This is a genomic window from Kitasatospora sp. NPDC048239, from assembly GCF_043202015.1.
Taxonomy (GTDB): domain Bacteria; phylum Actinomycetota; class Actinomycetes; order Streptomycetales; family Streptomycetaceae; genus Kitasatospora.
On sequence record NZ_JBICZP010000042.1, the window covers coordinates 1 to 3,743 of the forward strand.

General features: G+C 77.1%; 1 protein-coding gene. It reads right to left on the reverse strand.

The genetic code is table 11. The features are described from left to right. Positions 1-3,743, reverse strand: a 3,743-nt coding sequence (locus ACGFZP_RS39390; protein ID WP_392942292.1) for a type I polyketide synthase, incomplete at both ends; no start/stop codon positions are given.

Below are 3,743 nucleotides of genomic sequence, written 5' to 3' on the forward strand. Positions count from 1 at the left end.
CTGCATCGCCTGCACCATCTTGATGATGCCGCCGACCCCGGCCGCCGCCTGGCTGTGGCCGATGTTGGACTTCAACGAGCCCAGCAGCAGCGGCTCGGCCCCTTCGCGGTCCTGTCCGTAGGTGGCCAGCAGCGCGTGTGCCTCGATCGGGTCGCCGAGCCGGGTGCCGGTGCCGTGCGCCTCGACCGCGTCGACCTCGCCGGTCCGCAGGCCGGCCGCGGCCAGGGCCTGCCGGATGACCCGCTCCTGGGAGGGCCCGTTGGGGGCGGTGAGGCCGTTGCTCGCGCCGTCCTGGTTGATGGCCGAGCCCCGGACGACCGCCAGGACCCGGTGCCCGTTGCGGCGGGCGTCGGAGAGCCGCTCGACCAGCAGCAGTCCGACGCCCTCCGACCAGCCGGTGCCGTCGGCGGCCGCCGCGAAGGACTTGCAGCGGCCGTCGGTGGACAGGCCGCGCTGGCGGCTGAACTCCACGAAGGTGTCGGGGCGGGACATCACGGTGACGCCGCCGGCCAGTGCGAGGTCGCACTCGCCCTGGCGCAGGGCCTGCGCGGCGAGGTGCAGCGCGACCAGCGAGGAGGAGCAGGCGGTGTCGACGGTGACGGCCGGCCCCTCCAGGCCGAAGGTGTAGGCCAGGCGGCCGGAGACCACGCTGGAGGTGTTGCCGGTGAGCAGGTAGCCCTCCAACTCCTCGGGGGCCTTGGCCAGTCGTGAGCCGTAGTCGTTGTACATCACGCCCGCGAACACCCCGGCGCGCGTCCCCCGGACGGTGGCGGGGTCGAGGCCGGCCCGTTCGAAGGTCTCCCAGGCGGTTTCGAGCAGCAGCCGCTGCTGCGGGTCCATCGCCAGCGCCTCGCGCGGGCTGATGCCGAAGAACTCGGCGTCGAACCGGGCGGCCTGGGCGAGGAATCCGCCCTGGCGGGTGTACGAGGTGCCGATCCGCTCCGGGTCCGGGTCGTAGAGCGCGTCGAGGTCCCAGCCGCGGTCGGCGGGGAAGTCCCCGATGGCGTCGCCGCCCGAGGTGACGAGCCGCCAGAGGTCCTCGGGGGAGGCGACACCGCCCGGGTAGCGGCAGGCCATGCCGATGATGACGATCGGATCGTCGTCGGCGGCGACGGCGGTGACCGGCTCGACCGGTCCGCGGGCGGCGGTGGCGCCCGGGAGCAGGGACTGCAGGTGGGCGCCGAGCGCGGCCGGGGACGGGTGGTCGAAGACGGCGGTCGCGGCGATCCGCAGGCCGGTGGTGGCGGCGAGGCGGTTGCGCAGGTCGACACCGGTGAGCGAGTCGAAGCCCAGCTCCTTGAACGCCCGGGTGGCGTCGATGGTCGCCGGGGTCGCGTGGCCGAGCACGGTGGCCACCGTCGTCTGCACCAACTCGGCGATGGTGCGCGAGCGTTCCGGCGCGCCGAGGGCTGCGGTGCGGTCCGCCCAGGAGCTACCGCCCCGGGGGGAGGCGTCGGCCCGGCGGCGCGGGGCGCGCACCAGGGCGCGCAGCGGCGCCGGCAGCGGGCCGGCGGCGGCGCGGGCCCGCAGGGCGACCGGGTCGAAGCGGACCGGTACCAGGGCGGGGGCCGGGTGCTGCAGGGCCGCGTCGAGCAGGGCCAGGCCCTCCTCGGTGCCGAGCGCGGGCAGTCCGGCCCTGGCCCAGCGGGCCAGTCCGGCCGCGCCGAGGCCGCCCGCCATGCCGTCCTGGTCGGCCCAGAGGCCCCAGGCGAGCGAGGTGGCGGGCAGGCCGAGGGCGTGGCGGTGGGCGGCCAAGCCGTCCAGGTAGGCGTTGGCGGCGGCGTAGTTGGCCTGTCCGGCGGTGCCGGTGGTGGCGGTGATGGAGGAGAACAGGACGAAGGCGTCCAGGTCGAGCTCGCGGGTGAGCTCGTGCAGGTGCTCGGCGGCGTCGGCCTTGGCACGCAGGACGGTGTCCAGCCGCTCGGGGGTGAGGTCGGCCAGTACGCCGTCGTCCAGGACGCCCGCCAGGTGCAGCACGGCGCCGAGCGGCCGCTCGGGCGGCACAGTGGCGAGCACCGCGGCCAGCGCGTCCCGGTCCGCCGCGTCGCAGCCGGCGAAGCGGACCTCGGCGCCCGACTCGGCCAGCTCCAGGGCGAGTTCGGCGGCGCCGGGGGCGTCCGAGCCGCGCCGGCTGAGCAGCAACAGATGCCGCACGCCGTGCCGGGCCACCAGGTGCCGGACGACCTCGCGGCCGAGGGCGCCCGTGCCGCCGGTGACGAGCACGGTGCGGTCGGCGAGTTCGGGCGCGGGGCGCGACGGCGCGTCGGCGCGGGCGAGCCTCGGGGCGAGCAGGACGCCGTCGCGCAGGGCGAGTTGGGGCTCGTCGGCGGTGGCGGCGAGGGCGGCCGCGAGGGTGCCGAGGGCGGCGGTGTCGACCTCCGCGTCCGGGGCGAGGTCGGCGACGGCGAAGCGGCCGGGGTGCTCGGCCTCGGCGGAGCGCAGCAGGCCCCAGACGGCGGCGGCCCACGGGTCGGGCACGGTGTCCGCGTCGGTGACGGCGACCGCGCCGCGGGTGAGCAGGAGCAGTCGCGCGCCGGTGAAGCGGTCGTCGGCGGACCAGGAGCGCAGCAGCTCCAGCGCCGCCGCGACGCCGGGCCGGCCGGCGGCGGCGGCCACGGCGACCACGGCCGGGACGGGCTCGTCGGCGGGGAGGTCGCCGAGGCCCGCGACCAGTGCCACCGGTGTCGCCGGAGTCGATGCGGCGGTGGCGGAGGATGCGGCGGCCGGGATCGGCGTCCAGTTGAGCCGGTACAGGTCCTGGGCCGGGCGGTCGGCGGCTGCCAACTGCTCGGCCCGGACGGGCAGGAGGGCGAGCGATTCGACGCTCAGCACCGGACGGCCGGTGGTGTCGGTGGCGTCGAGCGCCGATCCGTGCCAGTGGACGCGCAGTGCGTCGGCGCCCGAGGCGGACAGCTCCACGCCGGACCAGGAGAACGGCAGCGGCAGCCCGTCGGCGCTCGCGGCCGCCCGGCCCACCAGCGGGTGGAGGGCGGCGTCCAGCAGGGCGGGGTGCAGCGGGTAGCCGGCCGCGGTGTCGCGGACCTCCTCGGGCAGCGCGAGTTCGGCGAACAGCTCGTCACCTCGCCGCCAGCCTGCGCGGACGCCGCGGAACGCCGGGCCGTACGCGTAACCCAGCTCCGCCAGGCGGGAGTAGAGCTCGTCGACGTCGATCGCCTCGGCGCCGGACGGGGGCCAGCTGCTCGGCTGCGGGGCGGTGGCCGGCTCGGCCGTGGCGGCGGTGAGCCGGCCGACGGCGTGCCTGGTCCACTCGCCGGTGCCGGCGGCCGGGCGGGCGTGGATCGCGAGGGTGCGCGAGCCGGTCTCGGGCTCCGCCGGGCCGACCGCGAGCTGCAGGGTCAGCGCGCCGTCGGCGGGGAGCAGGAGCGGGGCCTCCAGGGTGAGTTCGTCCACCCGTGGCGTCTCGGCGCGCTCGCCCGCCGTGAGTGCGAGGTCGACGAAGGCGGTGCCGGGCAGCAGCGGACGGCCCAGGATGTCGTGGTCGGCGAGCCAGGGGTGGTCGCTGAGGGCCAGCCGGCCGGTCAGCAACAGGCCGCCGTCCTCGGCGAGTTCGACCGAGGCGCCGAGCAGCGGGTGGTCGGGGGCGTCGAGGCCGAGGCGTTCGGGTCCGCCGGCGGGTGTGCTGGGCAGCAGCCAGTAGTGGTGGTGTTGGAAGGGGTAGGTGGGGAGGTTGGTGTGGGTGGTGGTGGGTGGGTGGGTGGTGGGGTGGTGGCCGTGGGTGTGGG